Origin of the sequence: Paraburkholderia silvatlantica (assembly GCF_003096715.1) — a bacterium.
Lineage (GTDB): Bacteria > Pseudomonadota > Gammaproteobacteria > Burkholderiales > Burkholderiaceae > Paraburkholderia > Paraburkholderia silvatlantica.
This window is the reverse complement of sequence record NZ_QEOL01000017.1, coordinates 67,799-86,309: the sequence shown is the minus strand read 5'-3', so window position 1 is coordinate 86,309 and position 18,511 is coordinate 67,799. Positions and strand designations below refer to the sequence as shown.

Below are 18,511 nucleotides of genomic sequence, written 5' to 3'. Positions count from 1 at the left end.
GACATGCCCTTAGCCTCGTCGAAAGTCACAGGCATCTAAACGCCCTCCTATTTTGCGGAAATGGCGTTGATTTGCGGAAATATTTTTGGACTTTGAATCGTCCGCAAACCCTTGGTGGGCCGGGTGGGATTCGAACCCACGATGTCCTTTCGGAGGCGGATTATGAGTCCGCTGCCTGCAACCAACACGGCGTCCGGCCCACGAAGCTACGAAGCGTAGCGACAAACAAAACAACGATGACGTGTCAACAAAAAAGCCCGGTCTACCCAAAGGCCGGGCTTTTCGATGACAGGCCGACATACTACACGAAAGCGGGTCGGCCTGGCCATCTTGCACATGACTTCTGTGCATTAAAGCTAACCAATCTCAATTTCCTTCAAGGAAGGACTTGAGCTTGTCCGAACGGCTCGGGTGGCGCAGCTTGCGCAGCGCCTTTGCTTCGATCTGGCGAATGCGCTCGCGCGTCACGTCGAACTGCTTGCCCACTTCTTCGAGCGTGTGATCGGTGCTCATCTCGATACCGAAGCGCATGCGCAGCACCTTCGCCTCGCGCGGCGTCAGCGAGTCGAGCACGTCCTTCACGACGTCGCGCATCGAGGCGTGCAGCGCGGCGTCGGCAGGCGCCACCGTATTGTTGTCCTCGATGAAGTCGCCCAGATGCGAATCGTCGTCGTCGCCGATCGGCGTTTCCATGGAGATCGGCTCCTTCGCGATCTTCATGATCTTGCGGATCTTGTCCTCCGGCATTTCCATCTTCTCGGCAAGCGTTGCCGGATCCGGCTCGAGACCGGTTTCCTGCAGGATCTGCCGCGAAATGCGGTTCATCTTGTTGATCGTTTCGATCATGTGAACCGGAATGCGGATCGTACGCGCCTGGTCCGCGATCGAACGCGTGATGGCCTGGCGGATCCACCACGTCGCGTAGGTCGAGAACTTGTAGCCGCGACGATATTCGAACTTGTCCACTGCCTTCATCAGGCCAATGTTGCCTTCCTGGATCAGGTCGAGGAACTGCAGGCCGCGGTTCGTGTACTTCTTTGCAATCGAGATCACGAGACGCAGGTTCGCCTCGGTCATCTCGCGCTTCGCCTGGCGTGCCTTGAGTTCACCGGCCGCCATCTGGCGGTTGGTCTCTTTCAGGTCCTTGAGCGGCAGCACCACGCGCGCCTGCAGATCGAGCAGGCGCTGCTGCTGTTCGCGGATCGCCGGAATGTTGCGCGAAAGGATGCCGCTATACGCATGGCTCTCGCCGACGATCTTCTCCGACCACTCGAGGTCGGTTTCATTGCCCGGGAAACGCGCGATGAACTCCGAGCGCGGCATGCCGCACTTGTCCACGACCGTATGCAGAATCTGACGTTCGACCTGGCGCACTTCGTCCACCTGCGCACGCAGCGTGTCGCACAGGCGCTCGACAGTGCGCGCCGTGAAGCGGATCGACATCAGCTCGTTCTGGATGGTTTCCTGCGCCTTGAGGTAGGACTTCGACTTGTAGCCTTCCTTCTCGAACGCGCGGCGCATCTTGTCGAACCATTCGCTGATGAGGGCAAATTTTTCGAGCGAGGCTCGCTTGAGGGCTTCGAGCTGCGCCGCGTTGGCCGTCGCCTGCGCCGCGCCGTCGTCCTCTTCCTCCTCCTCTTCTTCTTCCTCTTCCGCCTCTTCCTCTTCGTCCTCGTTTTCGATCTCTTCCGCTTCCTTGGCGTTGAAGCCGTCGGTGTCTTCGGCGTTCGGATCGATCAGGCCGTCGACGAGCTCGTCCACGCGAATCTCGTCGTTCGCCACGCGTTCGGCCATGGCGAGGATGTCGGCAATGGTGGTCGGGCAGGCGGAGATCGCCATGACCATGTGCTTGAGGCCGTCTTCAATGCGCTTGGCGATTTCGATTTCGCCTTCGCGCGTGAGGAGCTCGACCGTGCCCATTTCGCGCATGTACATACGCACCGGGTCGGTCGTGCGGCCAAATTCGGAGTCGACGGTGGAGAGCGCAACTTCCGCTTCCTCTTCCACTTCGTCGTCCGAAGAAGCGTTGGGCGCGTTGTCGTTGAGCAGCAGCGTTTCGGCGTCGGGCGCCTGCTCGTAGACGGCCACGCCCATGTCGTTGAACGTGCTGATGATGCCTTCGATCGCCTCGGTTTCCGTGAAGTTGTCCGGGAGGTGATCGTTGATTTCCGCATAGGTGAGGAAGCCGCGCTCCTTGCCGAGCTTGATGAGCGCACGCAGCTTCGTGCGGCGCTCCTCGAGCTCCTCGACGGTGCCGGGCTGCGACGACGCGAACGCGTCTTTTAGCAGCGCCTTTTCCTTCGCTCGCCGGTCGCGCGCACGGGTGGTCTTTTCGACCTTGCCCGCGGCGGGGGTGCTGTCTTCGCTCTGGTTTGCGTCGTCATCGACGGGTACTTCATTCAGCTTTTTCGTCATGGAGTTCGCCGTACCGGCTAGTGTCTCGACTCGCGGCTGCTGGACAACAGCCTCTTGAACCGTGGATGCTTGAGCCTCGCGCTCTGCCGCATCGTCCTCGACGGCAGGCACTTCCCTTGCACTTCTCGAACCGGACCGCTTCGTTGCCGGCTGCGTAGCGGCTTTCGCCGCACGTCCCGGCGCTGCTCGCGCAGCCGAAACAGTCATCGACCTCTTCCGGGTAGCCGGTTCAGAACGGTTGGTGGACTCACTGCCCGACGACCGGGCGGAAGAACTGGCAACTGCGGCCTTTGTGACCTTGCTGGTCGGCCCCGTCGGGCCCTTGCCTGTTGCCTTTTTTCCGCCTGTAGTCTTTGCCATTGCCATTCCGCCCCTTGCTGGAAAACTGGACATTCACGGGTTACCCCAACCCATTATGCCCACCCGGAAAAAACAAAAACAAACCGCTGAAAACCTGTTATTTTACCACGCAGTGCAATAATCTCCCCGCGCGGTCCTTCCCCTACAAACCGAGCTGACGTTTCATGTCAGCCCGCGTCTGATTCAGTGACATCAATTCGGCAAGTTCCTCGGGCGTATGGCGCGACTGCCGCGAAAGCGCGTCCAGCCGCTCGCAACAGGCGTCGTACCGCATCTTCAGGATTGCCGCCATCAATTCTTCGCTCACGAGCCGCTCCTGCTCGCGGCGCTCCTCCACCGCAGCGTCATCTTCCGGATTTTTCATCAGCAAATCCCGAACGTTTTCATCATAGTCCAGAATTTCGCGAAAAATCTCCTCGAAGGTTGGAGCATTGGCCCCATTTCTCAGCAGGTCCGAAAGGAGCTGAAATTCCGCCGAGTCGCCCAGCGCCCGCGCGTGGGTGGTCACTTCCTCGAACAGCTCGCCGTGGCGCGTCAGTCCAATCAACGCCTTTTCGGCCTCTTCCTCCAGTTTCAGCACGATGCGCGGGTGCATCACGAGGTTGCGCAGCGCCTTGCGCTCGATACCGGTCACCAGGTGCCGATCCTTGCGTGCGGGCGCCTGGCGCGCCGCCTGGGCAATGCGCGCATCGACTTCGCACAGCGCCGCCACCTCCTCGAACGGCACGTCCAGGCGGTCCGCGAACATGTGCATGATCTGCGCCCGCAGGGCGTTCGCCGGCAGCGCCTGCAGCAGCGGCTTCGCGTCGAACAGCGCCCGTGCGCGCCCTTCCGGCTGGTCCAGTTCCTTGTCCGCCAGTACCTCGTTGAGCATGAACTGGGACAGCGGCATGGCCCGCTCGACCTGCTCCGAGAACGCCTCGGCGCCGAATTCGCGCACGTAGCTGTCCGGGTCGTGCTCCTGGGGCAGGAACAGGAAGCGGATCGTGCGGTTATCGGCCGCGTGCGGCAGGCACGCATCGAGCGCACGGCGCGCGGCGCGGCGGCCCGCCGAGTCGCCGTCGAAGCTGAAGATCACCGTGTCGGTCTGACGCATGAGCTTCTGCACGTGGATCGGCGTGCACGCGGTGCCGAGCGTCGCCACGGCGTTCTGGAAACCCAGCTGCGCGAGCGCGACGACGTCCATATATCCCTCGACCACCAGAACATAGCGCTGTTCCCGGATCGCGAGGCGCGCCTCGAACAACCCGTACAGTTCGCTGCCCTTGTTAAATAGCGGCGTTTCCGGGGAATTCAAATACTTGGGCTCGCCGCCGTCCAGCACGCGGCCGCCAAAGCCGATGACCTGACCCTTCACGTTGCGGATCGGGAACATCACGCGGTCGCGGAAACGGTCGTAGCGGCGCGGCTGGCCCTGCGCGTCCTGCTTTTCGCTGACGATCACGAGGCCAGCCTCGACCAGCGCATCGTCGCGATAGTGGGTAAACGCAGTTTCGAGGTTCTGCCATCCATCGGGCGCGTAGCCGAGGCCGAAGCGTGCGGCGATTTCGCCCGTGAGCCCGCGCTTCTTGAGGTACTGAATGGCGTTGGCCGCGCTGCGCAGCTCCTTGCGGTAGTAGTCGCAGGCGGTCTGCATGACGTCGGAAAGCGCCGTGGTAACGGCCTTCGAGGCAGCCGGAGCATAGCCGCCCGCCGCGCCGGCCCCACCGCCGCCGCCACGCATGGGCGAAGGCTCCTGCGGCACGGTCAGGCCGACCGACTGGGCGAGTTCGTTGACGGCCTCGGGGAACGTCAGTCCCGCATGCTCCATGAGGAAGCCGATGGCGGTGCCGTGCGCGCCACAGCCGAAGCAGTGATAGAACTGCTTGGTTGGACTAACCGTGAACGAAGGGCTCTTCTCGTTGTGGAACGGACACAAGCCCATGAAGTTCGCGCCGCCCTTCTTGAGCTGCACGTAGCGACCCACCACGTCGACGATATCGACGCGGTTCAGCAGGTCCTGCAGGAACGAATGCGGAATCATCGAAGCGAGCGCGCTTGGGCAGCCGGGGGCTCGCGCGGCCCTATACGTAACATAAGCGTGACATACGCGTGACGTACGGGCCTCGCGGCGTCGCCCTTGGGCCGGCGCCGCGTGCGAGCCGGGTGCGCTTACTTCGAGAGCGCGGCTTTGACGAGCCCGGAAACGGCCGTCATGTCGGCGCGCCCGGCCAGCTTCGGCTTGAGCACACCCATCACCTTGCCCATGTCCTGCGGGCCGGCTGCGCCCACCTGGGCGACGGCGGCCTGCACTTCGGCGGCGATCTCGGCGTCCGAGAGCTGCGCGGGCATATAGGCGGTCAGGACGGCCAGCTCGGCGGCTTCCTTCTCGACGAGATCGGTGCGGCCCGCGGCCTCGAACTGGCTGATCGAGTCCTTGCGCTGCTTGATCATCTTGTCGATGACGGCCGTGATGCCCGCGTCGTCGAGCGTCACGCGATCGTCGACTTCACGTTGCTTGATAGCGGCGAGCAGCAGACGAATCGTGGCGAGGCGTTCGCTTTCGCGCGCGCGCATCGCGGTTTTCATGTCGTCGTTGATCTGGTCTTTGAGACTCATCACTCACCTGAAATACGTTGGGGTTGCTGGAATGCAAAAACCCGCCTGGAAACGATTCCAGGCGGGTTGGCGCACATTCGACATGGCTGCGACCACACCAGAGGACAGCGGCGGCCGCGTGACGCGATGAAACCAGAGGCCGCGGACCGGCTGTCCACCTCGCCGTGACATTCACGCGAGGCTCACGCTGGAACTGCGCGGCCACGCGCCACGGCGACGCCGGAATCAGTACAGCTTCTTCGGCAACATCTGGCTGCGCAGACGCTTGAAGTGGCGCTTCACCGCCGCCGCCTTCTTGCGCTTGCGTTCAGCCGTGGGCTTCTCGTAGAACTCGCGCGCGCGAAGCTCGGTCAAGAGACCGTTCTTCTCGATCGTGCGCTTGAAGCGGCGCATGGCAACTTCAAAGGGTTCGTTTTCTTTTACGCGGATGGTCGTCATTTTCCAATAACGGATCGGGGGTAAAGAGGATTGAGTATAGCAGTTCCGGGTTTGGGCATCGCGTGCCGGTTTGGGGGGAAACCCCAATTCCGGCAACCGCATCGACCGCCCCCGGAGCCTTCCCTGGCGGGGCTGCGCAGCATCAGACAGCGCCCGGCCCGATCAGCAGCAGCGGCACATGCGTGATCTCGATGGCGCGCTGGGCGACGCTGCCGAGCAGCCAGCGCGCGACGCCCCGCCGGCCCTGCGTACCCAGCGCGACCAGATCGGCCTGCCAGTCCTGCGCGTCGCGCAAAACGGCGTGGGCGATGTCGTCGCGCAGGCGCGCGGTGGCCACGAGCGCCGTTTCATAGGCGCGGCCCGAGACGTCGAGCTGCGTGTGGGCGCTGGCGAGCGCCTTGCGCCCGAGGTCGGCGAACGCATCTTCGAGCACCGAGCCCGGCACCGGGTCGCCGGCCACGCTGCTGCGGTCCACGACATAAACCGCGCGCAACGCGGTTTGCGGTTCGGCCAGGCGCAGCGCCGCGTCAATCACCTGCGCCGAGGCCGGACTGCCGTCCGTCGCCAGCAGGATGCGGGCGAGCGGCGCGTGAGCGTTCGCTTCTTCGTACTCCACGGGCACGACCAGCAGCGGACAGGGCGCGCAAACCGCGAGCGCGCCCGAAACCGAACCGTCGACCCAGCGCTTCACGCGCCCCTGATGCCGCGTGCCGACGATGAGCAAGTCGGCCTGCCAGTCACGCGCCGCATTGGCTAGCGCAGGCACGACAGCGCCAGCCTCGGCGGAGAGACCGACCACCTGCCCTTCGACCAGGGCGGCTTGTCCGTTGAACGCCGACATCGCCTGTTCGAGCGTGCGCTCGGCGGCGTGGAGATATTCGCCGCACGCCGCGCCGAGCGCGTCCGACATCCATGAATCGCCCGCGGTATAAGCGCCGCCGGCATTCCACGCGCCTGGCTGTTCGGCGGCGCACACGATACGGACCTGGGCGTCGGGCGGCACCACACGCGACGCAAAACGCAGTGCCTGCGTCGATGCCCTCGAATCGTCCACAGCGATCATGATTCGCCGCATTTGCCCGCGCATTTCCCCGCGCATTTGCCCACTGTGCTGCTGTTCCTCTCGATTCACGTTGCGTACCTTTTCCTCGTGGTCAGGCATTCAAGCGTGAACCTCGGGCGCCCTGCCAACCATGACAGGGGTCAACCGCGAGAGATTCGGCGATGCATATCGGTCAGGAAATCAGCCTGCGTCCAGCGAATATTGCGCGGCGGCCTCCCCGGCCGCGACGCCCGAGGCCCACGCCCACTGGAAGTTGTAGCCGCCAAGCCAGCCCGTCACGTCCACGGCTTCGCCCACGAAATAGAGGCCCGGCACGCGCTGGCTCATCATCGTCGCCGAGGAGAGCTCGCGCGTGTCCACGCCGCCGCGCGTGACTTCGGCCTTCTTGTAGCCTTCGGTGCCCGTGGGCGTGAGCGTCCATTGGGCGAGCCCTTCGCCGATCTTGCGCAGCGTTTTATCGGGCAGATCGGCAATACGCGCGTCGGCCTTCACCTGATGCGCCTCCAGCCACAGGTGCGCGAGGCGCGCCGGCACCCATTCGGCGAGCAGGTTGCCGATCTGGCGTTTCGTCGCGCCCTTGGCTTCGATCAGCGCCGATGCCGGATCGTGCTCGGGCAGCAGGTTCACGCGGATCGGCTGGCCGGGCTGCCAGAAGCTCGAAATCTGCAGGACGCCGGGCCCGGAAAGGCCGCGATGCGTGAAGAGCAGGTCTTCGTCGAAGGCGCCGCCGGCCTTGCGCTCGCCCGTCGCCACGTGAACTTCGAGCGAGACGCCCGCGAGCGGCACATAGGGCGCCCACTCGTCCTGCGCGAACGTAAGCGGCACGAGCGCGGGGCGCGTGTCGATGAGCTTGTGGCCGAACTGTTTCGCGACGCGATACGCGAAGTCGGTTGCGCCGATCTTCGGGATCGACAGGCCGCCGGTCGCGATCACGAGCGCTTTCGCCCGGATCTCGCCCTGCGGCGTGCCGAGCGTGAAGCCGGCGCCGTCGGCGTGGCTCACCGCATCCACCGGCAGCGGCCGGCGCCATGCCACCTGGCCCGCGTCGCACTCGGCGCGCAGGACGTCGATGATCGCCTCGCTCGACTGGTCGCAGAAAAGCTGGCCCTTGTGCTTTTCGTGCCAGGTCACGCGATGCTGGCGCAGCAGCGCGAGGAAGTCGCGCGGCGTGTAGCGTGCCAGCGCCGAACGGCAGAAATGCGGGTTGTGAGAGAGATAGTTGGCCGGGCTCGCGTGCAGGTTCGTGAAGTTGCAGCGGCCGCCGCCCGAGATGCGGATTTTTTCCGCGAGGCGCGGCGCGTGGTCGATCAGCGCCACGCGGCGGCCCTGCTGGCCCGCCACCGCCGCGCACATCATGCCGGCCGCCCCTGCGCCGATCACGGCGATGTCGAAAGATTCCATGGCGCGCATTCTACCTGCGCGGCGGCGGAGCTTGTCCGCGGGGGCTCCGCTTGCCGCCCTCAACCGGCTTGGTCGCGCGCTGCTATACTTTTATGTTCTCTTAATTCTTGATTTAGCGACGGTTTTTGCCTGCTTGCGCCGCGCAATCCCGTTGCCCTGCCCCATACCATGCTCGTTCTCGGTATCGAAAGCTCCTGCGACGAAACCGGCCTCGCGCTCTACGACAGCGAGCGCGGCCTGCTCGCGCACGCGCTGCACTCGCAGATCGCCATGCACCGCGAGTACGGCGGCGTCGTGCCGGAGCTTGCCTCGCGCGACCATATCCGCCGCGCGCTGCCGCTGCTCGAAGAAGTGCTCGCGAAGAGCGGAGCGGCGAAAAGCGATATCGACGCCATCGCCTTTACGCAAGGCCCTGGCCTCGCGGGCGCGCTGCTCGTGGGCGCGAGCATCGCCAATGCGCTCGCCATGGCCTGGAATCGGCCGACCGTGGGAATTCACCATCTCGAAGGCCATCTGCTTTCGCCGCTGCTGGTCGATGCGCCGCCGCCGTTTCCGTTCGTCGCGCTGCTCGTGTCGGGCGGCCATACGCAACTCATGCGCGTGACCGACGTGGGCGTGTACGAAACCCTCGGCGAAACGCTCGACGACGCCGCGGGCGAAGCCTTCGACAAAACCGCCAAGCTGCTTGGCCTCGGCTACCCTGGCGGCCCGGAAGTCTCGCGCCTCGCGGAGTTCGGCACGCCAGGCGCAGTCGAGTTGCCGCGTCCGATGCTGCATTCGGGCGATCTCGACTTCAGCTTCAGCGGCCTCAAGACGGCAGTGCTCACGCAAGTGAAGAAGCTCGGCACGAACATCTGCGAACAGGGCAAGGCCGATATCGCGCGCGGTTTCGTCGATGCGGCCGTGGAGGTGCTGGCCGCGAAATCGCTCGCCGCGCTCAAGCGCACGAAGATGAAGCGCCTCGTGGTGGCGGGCGGCGTGGGCGCGAACAAGCAGTTGCGCGAGACGCTTTCGGCGGCGGCGCAAAAGCGCGGCTTCGAGGTGCATTACCCGGACCTGTCGCTGTGCACCGACAACGGCGCGATGATCGCGCTCGCGGGTGCGCTGCGCCTCGCGCGCTGGCCCGAGCAGGCCACGCGCGACTACGCATTCACCGTGAAGCCGCGCTGGGATTTGACGTCGCTCGCGCAACAGTAACCCGTTTGCCGCCGCAATCGTAAAAGAAGCCGCCCCAGGGCGGCTTCCTTGTTGACGGCGCAACCAGGCGGCCAGCGTTACGCCGCGCGCTTGTCGTGCTCGATCACGGCGTAGGCGCTGTGATTGTGGATCGACTCGAAGTTTTCGGCTTCGAGCGTATAGGCGAGCACGCGCGCATCGGCGTTCAGTCGCACGGCGACGTCGCGCACGAGGTCTTCGACGAACTTGGGGTTCTCATACGCGCGCTCGGTCACGAACTTCTCGTCCGGACGCTTGAGCAAGCCCCACAGCTCGCAGGACGCCTCTTCTTCGGCGATGCGAATGAGGTCCTCCACCGGCAGATCGCCTTCGAACTCGACGTTCATCGTCACGTGCGAGCGCTGGTTGTGTGCGCCGTATTGCGAAATCTTCTTCGAACACGGGCACAGGCTCGTCACGGGCACGAGCACCTCGAGGAACAGGCGCGTTTGGCCGTTGCGCACGTCGCCCGTAAGCGTCACTTCGTAGTCCAGCAGACTTTCCACGCCCGACACCGGCGCCACTTTCTTCACGAAGTACGGGAACCTCACTTCGATACGGCCCGCCTGCGATTCGAGCTTCGCGAGCATCGCGGCCAGCATTGCGCGGAACGTGGCGGGTTCGAGCGGCGCCTTGTGCTCTTCGAGCAGCGCGACGAAGCGCGACATGTGCGTGCCCTTCTGGTCGGCCGGCAGATGAACGTCGAGATTCCACGTGCCGACGCTCGGCTGGACGTCGCCCGCCCCCGTCTTCACCGTGAGCGGATGGCGCACGGCCTTCACGCCGACGCGCTGGATCACGATCTGACGGGTATCGACGGAGCTTTGGACGTCCGGCATCACGAAAGCCGGGTTCATCTGATTCATGTTCTTATCCTCAAGCCGCGCCGTACGCGGCGCGCAAATAACAAACGCCGGCATGAGCCGGCGTTTGCTGGTGGAAAGCCGGGTAGAAACCCGCCCGCCAGTTCAAATGTGAATTGGGCTGCTGCAAGGCGCGAGGCGCCAGGCAAACTATCGCGATCTCGATCGGCCTCAGGCGACGCGCATCACCGACTTGCCGGACACCGCCTTGTCGAGAAAGCGCTCGCGAATCGACTTCGCGATCCCTGCTGCGTCGAGTCCACAGCCCGCCAGCAGCTTCGCCGGGTCGCCGTGGTCGATGAAGCGGTCGGGGAGGCCCAATTGTAGTACGGGCTTGATAACCCCACTTTCAAGGAGGGCTTCCACGCAGGCCGAACCGGCACCGCCCATGATGCAGCCTTCCTCGACAGTCACGAGATAGTCGTGCGTTTCGGCGAGTTGCTTCACGAGGTCCGCATCGAGCGGCTTCACGAAACGCATGTTCGCCACGGTGGCGTCCAGTTCCTCGGCGGCCTTGAGCGACGGCGCAACCATCGTGCCGAACGCGAGAATCGCGATGCGGCTGCCCGCCGGCGCGTTGCTCTCGCGGCGGACTTCGCCCTTGCCCACCGGCAGCGCGGCCATCTGCTTGACGGTCGCCACGCCCGTGCCCGCACCGCGCGGGTAGCGCACGGCAGCCGGGCCGTCCTGCTGCAGCGCCGTGTAGAGCATCTGGCGGGATTCGTTTTCGTCGGACGCCGCCATGATCATCATGTTCGGGATGCAGCGCATGAACGCGAGATCGTACGCGCCCGCGTGCGTCGCGCCGTCGGCGCCGACGAGGCCCGCGCGGTCGATCGCGAACACGACCGGCAGGTTCTGCAGCGCCACGTCGTGGATCAGCTGGTCATACGCGCGCTGCAGGAAGGTCGAGTAGATCGCGACCACGGGCTTCAACCCTTCGGCCGCGAGACCGCCCGCGAACGTCACGGCGTGCTGCTCGGCGATGCCCACGTCGTAGTAGCGGTCCGGGAAGCGCTTTTCGAACTCCACCATGCCCGAGCCTTCGCGCATGGCCGGCGTGATGCCGACCACCCGCTGGTCGAGTTCGGCGGCATCGCACAGCCATTCGCCGAACACCTGCGTGTAGGTCTTCTTGGCGGGCGTCGCCGACGGCTTGATGCCTTCGGCCGGGTTGAACTTGCCAGGACCGTGGTACAGCACCGGGTCGGCTTCTGCGAGCTTGTAGCCCTGGCCTTTCTTCGTCACGACGTGCAGGAATTGCGGGCCGCGCAGTTCCTTGATGTTCTGCAGCGTCGGGATCAGCGAATCCAGGTCGTGGCCGTCGATCGGCCCAATGTAGTTGAAGCCGAATTCCTCGAACAGCGTAGCCGGCACGATCATGCCCTTCGCGTGCTCTTCGAGCTTGCGCGCGAGGTCGAGCACCGGCGGCGCATGGCGCAGCACGCGCTCCACGCCCGCGCGTGCGGCGGCGTAGAAGCGGCCCGACATGAGGCGCGCGAGATGGCGATTGAGCGCGCCGACCGGCGGCGAAATCGACATGTCGTTGTCGTTGAGGATGACGAGCAGCGGGACGTCGTCTTCCACGCCGCCGTTGTTCAGTGCCTCGAAGGCCATGCCGGCCGTCATCGCGCCGTCGCCGATCACGGCGATGCCCATGGCGTTGTCGCCCTTGAGCTTGCTCGCGACGGCCATGCCGAGCGCCGCCGAAATCGACGTGCTCGAGTGCGCGGTGCCGAACGTGTCGTACGGCGACTCGTCGCGTTTCGGGAAGCCCGAAATGCCGCCGAGCTGGCGCAGCGTCGACATCTGGTCGCGGCGGCCCGTCAGGATCTTGTGCGGATAGGTCTGATGGCCCACGTCCCAGACGATGCGGTCGCGCGGCGTGTCGAACACGTAGTGCAGCGCGATCGTCAATTCGACCGTACCGAGGTTGGACGACAGGTGGCCGCCCGTCTGCGAGACGCTCTCGAGAACGAAGGCACGCAGTTCGTCGGCAAGCGGTTGCAACTGGCGGCGATCGAGGCGGCGCAAATCCGCCGGGTCGTCAATGGTTTTCAGCAAGTCGTACATCGTCGTTCCATTGTAGGAAAACTGGCGCTCCCGCACTTTTTCTGCGCATGAGTTCCGTTTCATGCGCGTGGGCGGGTTGCGCGGTCAGCTCACCCGGTTCACCACCAGGTCAGCGAGTTCGGCGAGGCGCTGAGCGCGCGCACCGAACGGTTCGAGCGCCGCGTGCGCGTCGGCGCGCAACTGCTGCGCGAGCGCACGCGAGGCATCAAGACCGATAATCGACACGTAGGTCGGCTTGCCGTCCTTCGCGTCCTTGCCCGCGGTCTTGCCGAGCGTTGCGGAGTCGGCGGTGACGTCGAGAATGTCGTCCACCACCTGGAAAGCGAGGCCCACGGCCGCCGCATACCTGTCGAGCGCGGCGAGACTTTCCGCCGAGGGCGTTTCGCCCGCCAGCGCGCCCATGCGGACCGCGGCGCGCAAGAGCGCGCCGGTCTTCAGGCGGTGCATCGTTTCGAGCTGCTCGCGGGTGAGCGAATGGCCTACGCTCGCGAGGTCGATGGCCTGGCCGCCGGCCATGCCGATCGAGCCGCTGGCCAGCGCGAGTTCGCGCACGAGCGATGCCTGGTGCCGGGCATCGAGCACATCGGCGGTCAGCGTGATGAAGGCTTGCGACTGCAGCGCGTCGCCCACCAGCAGCGCCGTCGGTTCGTCATATTTGACGTGTACGGTGGGTTTGCCGCGACGCATGTCGTCGTCGTCCATGCACGGCATGTCGTCGTGCACGAGCGAGTACACATGGATCATTTCGAGCGCGCAGGCCGCCGCGTCGAGCGCTTCCGGCGTGGCGTCCGTGAGTTCGCCCGCCGCGTGGCACAGGAGCGGGCGCACCCGCTTGCCGCCGCCCATCACGGCATAACGCATGGCGTCGTGCAGCGGCGCCGGCAGCACGTCGGCAGCCGGCAAATAGTGATCGAGCGCGCTTTCGACCCGGTCGAGTACCTGCCGGGTCCATTGGTCAAATGTCATAGATCGTCGTCTCCGCCCGCTGCGGAGTCTGTCGTATTGAGAGGCACGGGCCGCAGCGTCTCGCCGTCGAGCACGCGCACCTGTTGTTCAACCTTTTCGAGCTGCTGCTGGCAGAAGCGCACGAGCGCCGCACCGCGGCGGTAGGCTGCAAGCGATTCTTCCAGGCTCAGGCTGCCGCCTTCCATGCGCGCAACGAGCCCGTCGAGCTCCGCGAGCGCCGCCTCGTAGCTCTCGGGCAGGGCTTCGCCCTCGGCCAGCCCGGCTGCGCTTTCGCCCGCGCCAGCGCGGTCTTTCGTTGCGGATTTCGCCATGAGTCGTCGCCAGAATGAAACAAGGCGGACATTCTACGGCAAAAGGCCCTTTTCGACCCGCTCCCGGGCTTGTGTACCCTCTCGACCACACGCTCGGGGTCAGTACAAACCGGTTCCAGAAGGCCCGATTACCCGTGCATTTGTCTCATATTTCCTGAATTCCTGCCGTCTTTCCGGTGTAATTTTGGCAAAAATCAGTCACTTAGCTACCCCATGATGGGGTAACCGGGTATAATCGCCGGCTCCCTAAATCGAATCTTCGATGGTTGGGTTGTTCACTGCTTTCACGTCTTCATCGGGAGTGGGAATGTCCAATCTGAGCAATGCATTGCAGCTGAAGTCCATCCACAGCCAGCTGCCAGTCACCGCTTATTTTGACGAAGCGCTACTCAAGCGCGAAATCGACACGCTTTTCCAGAAGGGTCCTCGCTACGTCGGGCACGAACTCATGGTGCCCGAGGCGGGAAACTATTTTGCGCTGCCGGGCGAAAAAGAAGGCCGCGTGCTCGTTCGCAACAAGAGCAACGAAATCGAACTGCTCTCGAACGTGTGCCGGCATCGCCAGGCCATCATGCTAAACGGTCGCGGCACGGCAGACAACATTGTATGTCCGCTGCATCGCTGGACCTATGACCTCAAGGGCGAACTGCTCGGCGCACCGCACTTCGCGGACAAGCCGTGTCTGAACCTGAACAGCTCGCCGCTCCAGCAATGGAACGGGCTGCTGTTCGAATCCGCGGGCCGCGACGTCGCGCGCGATCTCGCGCGCCTTGGGCCGGCCAAACACCTCGATTTTACGGACTACATGTTCGATCACGTCGAGGTTCACGAGTGCAACTACAACTGGAAGACCTTCATCGAGGTCTATCTGGAAGACTATCACGTCGTGCCGTTCCACCCGGGCCTCGGCAACTTCGTGTCGTGCGACGACCTCCAGTGGGAGTTCGGCGAGTGGTATAGCGTGCAGACGGTCGGCGTGCACAACCATCTCGGCAAGCCGGGCAGCCCGACGTACCGCAAGTGGCACGACGAGGTCCTGCGTTTTCGCAACGGCGTGCCTCCCGAGTTCGGCGCGATCTGGATGGTGTACTACCCGAATCTCATGATCGAGTGGTATCCGCACGTGCTCGTGGTCTCGTGGCTCATCCCGCAGGGCACGCAGAAAACGACGAACATCGTCGAGTTCTATTACCCCGAGGAAATCACGCTCTTCGAGCGCGAGTTCGTCGAGGCCGAGCGCGCCGCCTATATGGAAACGGCCGTCGAAGACGACGAAATCGCCGAGCGCATGGACGCCGGCCGCCGTGCGCTCTTCGAGCGCGGCGTTTCCGAGGTGGGGCCGTACCAGAGCCCGATGGAAGACGGCATGCAGCACTTCCACGAGTTCCTGCGCCGCGAACTGGGACCGATCTGACGCGCGGCCAGGCGCGAGCCTCGGGCATCTCGAACGCATCACCGAAAGACGGGCTTCAGTCCGTCTTTTTGTTTAGACTGACGGCACCGGGCCGTCGCATAGCCAGAGATGGCGGCCTTGCACGATTCAAGGAGCCGTCATGCCCCACACGCACCACACCACGCTGATCTCGGCCGCCAATCTGCACGAACGCCTGACCGCCGCGCCGGGCAGCGTGCTGGTTTTCGACTGCCGCTTCGATCTCGCCAATCCCGCCGCCGGCGAGAACGCCTATGCGCTCGGCCATCTGCCCGGCGCCCAATACCTGCATCTGGACCGCGACCTCTCGGGCCCGAAGACGGGCAAGAACGGCCGCCATCCGCTGCCCGACCGCTCGGCGCTCGTCGCCACGCTCTTGCTGCGCGGACTCAACGAAGGCCAGCAGGTCGTGGCCTACGACGCACAAGGCGGCGCCTACGCCGCGCGCCTGTGGTGGCTTCTGCGCTGGCTCGGCCACGACTCGGTGGCGGTGCTCGACGGCGGCCTCAATGCGTGGGAAGCCGCGGGCTTCCCGCTCGTGCGCGATGTGCCCACGCCCGCGCGCGGCACTTTCAAGGCTGGCGCGCCGCTCCAGGTGACGGTGGACGCGCAGGCCATCGTCCGCAATCTCGCCACGCACGAACTCACGGTCGTCGACGCGCGCGCCGCCGACCGCTACCGCGGCGAGAACGAAACGATCGATCCGGTGGGCGGCCATATTCCTGGTGCACGCAACCGGTTTTATCAGGACAATCTCACGCCGGATGGCCGCTTCAAGTCGGCGCACGCGCTGCGCGAGGATTTCATGGCGGTGCTGCCGGGCATCACCCCCGAACACGTGGTCCTGCAATGCGGCTCGGGCGTAACCGCCTGCCACAATGCGCTCGCGATGGAGATTGCCGGCCTGCACGGCGCGGCGCTCTATCCCGGCTCGTGGAGCGAGTGGAGCGCCGATCCTTCGCGGCCGGTCGCGACGGGTCCCAATCCCTAAGCCGGGAACCCGGAGCCGGGCACGGCGTCACACCACGCCGTGCTCCCTGAACCACGCAATGGCGCGCTTCCAGCCGTCTTGCGCATCGGCCTTGCGATAGCTCGGGCGGTAGTCCGCGAAGAACGCGTGGCCCGCATCGTTGTACACGACGATCTGCGAGCTGCGCCCACCCTGCGGACCTTGCGCGATGGCGGCCTTCATCTGCTCGAGCGTGTCCTGCGGAATGCTCGTGTCCTGCAAGCCGTACATGGCGAGCACCGGCACCTGCAGCGTGTTCGCGAGATCGAGCGGATTGCTCGGCGCGTTCGCCGTGTGCGGGCCCGCCACGCGCCCATACCACACCACCGCCGCCTTGATGTGCGGGTTGTGCTCCGCATAGAGCCACGCATAGCGCCCGCCCCAGCAAAAGCCGTTCACGCCCACGCGCTTCGTGTCGCCGCCATGCCCGCCTGCCCAGGCAACGGCCGCGTCGATGTCGCCCATCACCTGGGCGTCGGGCACCTTGCTCGCGATGTTGTCGTTGATCTGCTGAATCGTCGGGTACACGGACGCATCGCCCTGGCGCACGAAGAAGTCCGGCGCGATGGCGAGATAGCCGAGCTTCGCGAAGCGGCGGCACACATCGGCGATATGCTCGTGCACGCCAAAGATCTCGTGAATCACGATGACGACCGGCAAATGCGTCTTGCCGCGCGGCTGCGCGCGATACGCCGGAATGAGCGTGCCGCCCGACTCGAAGCCGATCTCGCCGGCTTCGAGACCCTCGCTGTCGGTGTGGATGGTTTGCGCGGAGACCGGCAGCACGGCAGCGGCGAACCCGCTGCCGAGCGCCGCCTTGATGAAGGTGCGCCGGTTGAACGGCACGTGCGGGACGAGACTATCGACTTCGGGTTTCAGCATGCAGCGCTCCTTGGCGGTCGAACAGCAGAAACGATCCGGGCAGCGCCGCGTCCCCCGAACGCAAGCGCGGCTCAGTGCAATTTCACGCGCGGCAGCGTCGTGCGGCGCAGCCAGTGCGCGAAGGTATCGAGCACCATGCGTGCGTAGCCGTGCAGCGCCGCGATGTGCAGCCGGTACAGCGACATGTACATGAAACGGGCAAACAACCCTTCGATCAACATATTCCCGCCGATCAGCCCGCCCATCAGATTGCCGACCGCGCTGAAGTGTCCGAGCGACACCAGTGAGCCGAAGTCGCGATAGGTGAACGCCTCCAGCGGCTTGCCGGCAAGCTGATTGCCCAGCGACTTGAAGAGGAACGTGGCCTGCTGGTGGGCGGCCTGCGCGCGCGGCGGCACGCCGCGCTCGTGGCCCGGCCATTCGCAGGCCGCGCAGTCGCCGAGCGCGAAGATGTTGTCGTCGAGTTCCGTTTGCAGCGTACGGCGCACGATCAGCTGGCCGAGCTTGTTGACGGTGAGGCCGTCGAGCCGCGAAAGCACAGCCGGAGCGGTAATGCCCGCGGCCCAGACCGTGAGGTCCGCGCGCAGGTTCTTGCCGCTCGCGGTACGCACGACGCCAGGCGCCACTTCGATCACGCGCTCGCTCGTCAGCAGCTTCACGCCGAGCTTCTGCAGCAGCTCGCCCGTCGCCGAAGACACGCGCTCGGGCAACGCGGGCAGGATGCGCGGGCCCGCCTCGATCAGCACGATGCCCACATCGTGGCGCGGATCGAGCTTGTGCAGCCCATAGGCCGACAGCACCTGGGCGGTGTTGCGCAGTTCGGCGGAAAGCTCGACGCCCGTCGCGCCCGCGCCAATGATCGCCACCTGCACGCGCGGCTCGGCGCCTGCGTTCATGGCCGGCGCGGGGTCGTCCGCCGTCACCTCCACCGCGACCCTTTCGGGCGCCTGATGTTCGGCGCGCATGCACGCGGCGATCAGGCGCTTGCGAAAGCGCTCGGCCTGCTCGACGGTGTCGAGCGCGATGGAATTCTCGGCCGCGCCCGGCACGCCGAAAAAGTGCGTCGTGCTGCCGATTGCGAGCACGAGCGTGTCGTATTCGAGCACGCGCTCGGGCAGCATTTCCCCGCCGTCTTCGTCGAGTACGCGCCCGAGCGTAATGCGCTTCGCCGCGCGGTCGAGCCCGGTCAGCTCGCCCTGCTGGAACTCGAAGCCGTGCCAGCGCGCCTGCGCCGGATATTCGAGCTGATGCGTGAACGGATCCATGCTGCCCGCCGCGACTTCGTGCAGGAGCGGTTTCCAGATATGCGTTGGATTACGGTCGACCAGCGTGATCGATGCCGCCTGCGGCTTGCCCCGCTTCGCGCGCGCCTCGCCGTAACGATCGCCGAGCCGTGTTGCCAGTTCCAGCCCGCCTGCGCCTCCTCCCACAACGATAAAGCGATGCATAGACTCTCCGTGCATGTCGAAAGGCGATAGAAAGGCC

At 65.0% G+C, this 18,511-nt stretch carries 16 protein-coding genes and 1 tRNA gene; 4 read left to right on the top strand and 13 right to left on the bottom strand.

All coding sequences use genetic code 11. The features are described 5' to 3' along the window. Positions 1-112: 112 nt before the first annotated feature. A tRNA-Ile gene (locus C7411_RS22055) sits at positions 113-200 on the bottom strand. Between the two features lie 166 nt (positions 201-366). Next, entirely contained in the window at positions 367-2,775 is a 2,409-nt protein-coding gene (rpoD, locus tag C7411_RS22050) for an RNA polymerase sigma factor RpoD (RefSeq protein WP_110386187.1), read from the bottom strand. On the opposite strand from rpoD, the gene C7411_RS37595 reads away from it, so the two are divergent. Next, complete coding sequence (locus C7411_RS37595; protein WP_165822854.1) at positions 2,657-2,896, top strand: hypothetical protein; 240 nt, start codon at positions 2,657-2,659, stop codon at positions 2,894-2,896. The genes rpoD and C7411_RS37595 overlap by 119 nt on opposite strands. A 21-nt stretch (positions 2,897-2,917) precedes the next feature. Here the strand turns inward: C7411_RS37595 and dnaG are convergent, their stop codons facing one another. The 5 genes from dnaG to C7411_RS22025 all read right to left on the bottom strand — a co-directional run bounded on the left by dnaG (position 2,918) and on the right by C7411_RS22025 (position 8,275). Beyond that, positions 2,918-4,798 (bottom strand): DNA primase, encoded by a 1,881-nt coding sequence (gene dnaG / locus C7411_RS22045; RefSeq protein WP_110386186.1) that lies wholly within the window; start codon positions 4,796-4,798, stop codon positions 2,918-2,920. Between the two features lie 128 nt (positions 4,799-4,926). Beyond that, positions 4,927-5,373 carry a GatB/YqeY domain-containing protein gene (locus tag C7411_RS22040; protein WP_042269886.1) on the bottom strand — a complete coding sequence of 149 codons (447 nt, stop codon included), beginning with the start codon at positions 5,371-5,373 and terminating at the stop codon, positions 4,927-4,929. Between the two features lie 225 nt (positions 5,374-5,598). Beyond that, positions 5,599-5,811 carry a 30S ribosomal protein S21 gene (gene rpsU / locus C7411_RS22035; protein WP_013434742.1) on the bottom strand — a complete coding sequence of 71 codons (213 nt, stop codon included), beginning with the start codon at positions 5,809-5,811 and terminating at the stop codon, positions 5,599-5,601. A 142-nt stretch (positions 5,812-5,953) separates the two neighbouring features. Then, positions 5,954-6,874, bottom strand: coding sequence for a universal stress protein (locus C7411_RS22030; RefSeq protein WP_165822857.1), 921 nt, complete (start codon positions 6,872-6,874; stop codon positions 5,954-5,956). Positions 6,875-7,054: 180 nt separating this feature from the next. Further along, a complete protein-coding gene (locus C7411_RS22025; protein ID WP_110386184.1) occupies positions 7,055-8,275 on the bottom strand; it encodes a BaiN/RdsA family NAD(P)/FAD-dependent oxidoreductase in 1,221 nt (406 codons plus the stop codon). Between the two features lie 168 nt (positions 8,276-8,443). On the opposite strand from C7411_RS22025, the gene tsaD reads away from it, so the two are divergent. Next, positions 8,444-9,472: a tRNA (adenosine(37)-N6)-threonylcarbamoyltransferase complex transferase subunit TsaD gene (gene tsaD, locus C7411_RS22020; protein ID WP_110386183.1), complete on the top strand. Its 1,029-nt coding sequence runs from the start codon at positions 8,444-8,446 to the stop codon at positions 9,470-9,472. Between the two features lie 77 nt (positions 9,473-9,549). Here tsaD and folE2 read toward each other — a convergent pair whose 3' ends face one another. The 4 genes from folE2 to C7411_RS22000 form a co-directional block, all read right to left on the bottom strand. Next, positions 9,550-10,356: a GTP cyclohydrolase FolE2 gene (folE2, locus tag C7411_RS22015; RefSeq protein WP_110386182.1), complete on the bottom strand. Its 807-nt coding sequence runs from the start codon at positions 10,354-10,356 to the stop codon at positions 9,550-9,552. Positions 10,357-10,524: 168 nt separating this feature from the next. Next, positions 10,525-12,426 (bottom strand): 1-deoxy-D-xylulose-5-phosphate synthase, encoded by a 1,902-nt coding sequence (gene dxs / locus C7411_RS22010; RefSeq protein WP_110386181.1) that lies wholly within the window; start codon positions 12,424-12,426, stop codon positions 10,525-10,527. 84 nt (positions 12,427-12,510) lie between these two features. Next, positions 12,511-13,392, bottom strand: a complete 882-nt coding sequence (locus C7411_RS22005) for a polyprenyl synthetase family protein (RefSeq protein ID WP_110386180.1) — start codon at positions 13,390-13,392, stop codon at positions 12,511-12,513. Continuing rightward, positions 13,389-13,703, bottom strand: coding sequence for an exodeoxyribonuclease VII small subunit (locus tag C7411_RS22000; RefSeq protein WP_028202970.1), 315 nt, complete (start codon positions 13,701-13,703; stop codon positions 13,389-13,391). Before C7411_RS22000 ends, C7411_RS22005 begins: the two co-directional genes overlap by 4 nt. Before the next feature lie 307 nt (positions 13,704-14,010). Here C7411_RS22000 and C7411_RS21995 point away from each other — a divergent pair, with 307 nt between their 5' ends. Next, entirely contained in the window at positions 14,011-15,117 is a 1,107-nt protein-coding gene (locus tag C7411_RS21995) for an aromatic ring-hydroxylating oxygenase subunit alpha (RefSeq protein WP_110386179.1), read from the top strand. 139 nt (positions 15,118-15,256) lie between these two features. After that, complete coding sequence (locus C7411_RS21990) at positions 15,257-16,126, top strand: sulfurtransferase (protein WP_110386178.1); 870 nt, start codon at positions 15,257-15,259, stop codon at positions 16,124-16,126. A 27-nt stretch (positions 16,127-16,153) separates the two neighbouring features. Here the strand turns inward: C7411_RS21990 and C7411_RS21985 are convergent, their stop codons facing one another. Beyond that, on the bottom strand, positions 16,154-17,026 hold the full coding sequence (locus C7411_RS21985; RefSeq protein ID WP_110386177.1) for a dienelactone hydrolase family protein: 873 nt from the start codon (positions 17,024-17,026) through the stop codon (positions 16,154-16,156). 71 nt (positions 17,027-17,097) lie between these two features. Further along, positions 17,098-18,474 (bottom strand): NAD(P)/FAD-dependent oxidoreductase, encoded by a 1,377-nt coding sequence (locus C7411_RS21980; RefSeq protein ID WP_110386176.1) that lies wholly within the window; start codon positions 18,472-18,474, stop codon positions 17,098-17,100. Positions 18,475-18,511: the final 37 nt, after the last annotated feature.